This window comes from Pseudonocardia lutea, from assembly GCF_042658055.1.
Classification (GTDB): domain Bacteria; phylum Actinomycetota; class Actinomycetes; order Mycobacteriales; family Pseudonocardiaceae; genus Pseudonocardia; species Pseudonocardia lutea.
Window position 1 is genome coordinate 1 of the sequence record NZ_JBHSQK010000152.1, and the last position, 2,309, is coordinate 2,309.

The window sequence follows — 2,309 nt, forward strand, 5'->3', positions numbered from 1 at the left end:
CCTGGACCGACGACCTACACCACGCCCTGGGACACAACTGCCGCGGAGCTCGTGCTTACTGAGCTCAGCCCGCGTAGGACGGATCAGGGCCATCGCTATGCAGCCACGGCCCGCCCCACTAGCCAAGACACAACATCGGACGAGCTGTGAAGACCTACAGCGACCGCTCGAACTCGCAGTCATTACAGGATTGCACCGTGTCTCTGACTCCACATATTTCGCAGCTCAGAAGCGGTGGGCCCCCAGGGGATCGAACCCTGAACCCGCGGATTAAAAGCTAGCTATTGCGGGTGTCGGCCGCTGACGATCATCGGCGACTTCAGCCGTTTTCGCAGGTCATCCCTGTCGTCGGGGTTCCAGCGGTATCGGTCAGTGACGGAGTCACCCGGTCCGTCCACGCACAAACGACGCACACACTCGGCCCTCCCACGGGGGCCGCCACGGGGCCTGATGTCCACCCATCAGGCGGGCCCGGGCGCAGCGATGCAGACGCTGGCCGGGCCCTTGATCAGCCCCAGGAGGCTGACCCGTGAACATCTTGTCCGACGGCACGTCCGGGTTCGACCGCGACCTCCGACTCACTACACACCTTCACGTCCTCGGCACCGACCAGCACAACACCACGTTCTGCCCGCGTGCCTCGTGCTGCGAACTCTGCGGAAGGTCGAGCGGCCTGGCGGTCGAGACCTATCCCTTGAACGACAGCGTTGCGTGCTTCACTGTCTGCCAGCTCTGCGTACCTCGGCAGTCCCTCGTCACTCCCAGCCGCGTGGAGGCGCACGCACGACACCTGAGCTCCCCCGCCCATGACAGCGCTACGCCTGGCGACGCTGGTGGTGCGCGATGAGCGGACGTTCTCCGCGCTGGGTGCGCGTGGTGACCATCGCGTCGGTGTCCGTGGTTGCCGCGGTTGCGGCCGTTGCCTCATACGTCCACATGCACGAACTGGCGACCGAGGCGGGCGAGGGCTGGCGCGCCCACCTCATCCCGCTGTCGGTCGATGGGCTGCTGGTGGCGGCGTCGATGGTGATGCTTGTCCGCCGCCGAGCCGGGCTTCGTGCGGGCGTCCTGCCGGGGACCGGGCTTGTGCTCGGGCTGGCCGCGTCCCTCGGCGCGAACGTCGCCGCGGCGGCACCAACCCCGCTGTCGTGGATCGTGTCCGGCTGGCCTCCGCTGGCGCTCGCCCTGTCCTTCGAGCTACTGATCCTGGTCACCCGACAGCCCGAAGCAGCCGCCGTCCTTCCAGATGACGAGGCCGCGCCCAACTCCGACTTCATCCCGGAATCCGACGCAACGCAGCCACTGCAGGTCGTCGACCCGAGCAGCTGGTGGTCGGACGCTCCTGCGCTTGACCCCGACGGTCCGGCCGAGGGGTCCAGCGGCCATGGAGCGTCGGGGCGCGATCCGGAGACCGATCGGCGAGCAGCCGAACTCATCGCGGCAGGGGCCGGTCGTGTCCGACTTGAGCGCGAGCTCGGGGTCACCGAACACGTCGCGAAGCAACTCATCCGCGCTCACCGCGATACGGCCGAGCAGGGGCGGAGGACGTCATGAACTCGCTACAGCTCCTCATCCTCGCCGCCTCGATCGCTGTGGTCGGCGCCTGGACATGGCGTCGGCGCCGTCGTGTGCTGGCCACGCTGCTCCTGGCAGCCTGTGGGTTCCTCGCGCGGGACGCTGTCATGACCGCGCCCAGCCACGCCGTCTTCCTCGTTCTGGCCTCGGGCGCGCTGCTCTGCCTGATCGTCCTGAGTCTGGTCGCCGCGCGCCGGTCGCGTTCCGCGTCAGTGGTGACCCGGTGGGGTCAGCGTGCCCGTCGTAAGGCCGGCGTGGCCTCGACGCTGGATGTCCTCCGCACAGGCAGTGCTCTCGCGGTGCGCCGCCGCGCAACCGCCGTACGGCCGTCCCTTCGGATCCGGACGCACCTCGAACGGGCTCGCACTGCCACGACCGAGATCGCCTTCCCTCTGTGCCGCGTGGGGCCGCTGCGGGTCTGGTCGCTGCTCGAAGACGTCGTGTGTGTGTTCGGCGGCCCTCGCACCGGCAAGACCGGCTGGCTCGCGGGGCGGGTCCTTGATACGCCCGGCGCCGCCGTCGTGACCTCGACCCGAACTGACCTTCTCGAGATGACCGGCGGACTACGAAGCCGGCGCGGGCCTGTGCACGTGTTCAACGCCGTCGGGCTCGGTGGCATCGCGTCCACCGTGTTCTTCGACCCGGTTTCTGGTTGTCAGGACCCAATCATCGCCGCCGAGAGGGCGAGCGATCTGCTAGGAGCTGTTTACGAAGTCGGCGAGCGGGTCTCGGGC

At 68.4% G+C, this 2,309-nt stretch carries 1 protein-coding gene and 1 pseudogene; both read left to right on the forward strand.

From position 1 onward, the window contains the following. Window positions 1-876: 876 nt before the first annotated feature. The gene (locus tag ACFQH9_RS32110) at window positions 877-1,554 is read left to right on the forward strand and encodes a DUF2637 domain-containing protein (RefSeq protein ID WP_379572238.1); all 678 of its coding nucleotides are present in this window, start codon (window positions 877-879) and stop codon (window positions 1,552-1,554) included. Next, window positions 1,551-2,309: pseudogene (locus tag ACFQH9_RS32115) on the forward strand (type IV secretory system conjugative DNA transfer family protein); the annotation flags it as partial. The gene ACFQH9_RS32110 and the pseudogene ACFQH9_RS32115, both read left to right, overlap by 4 nt.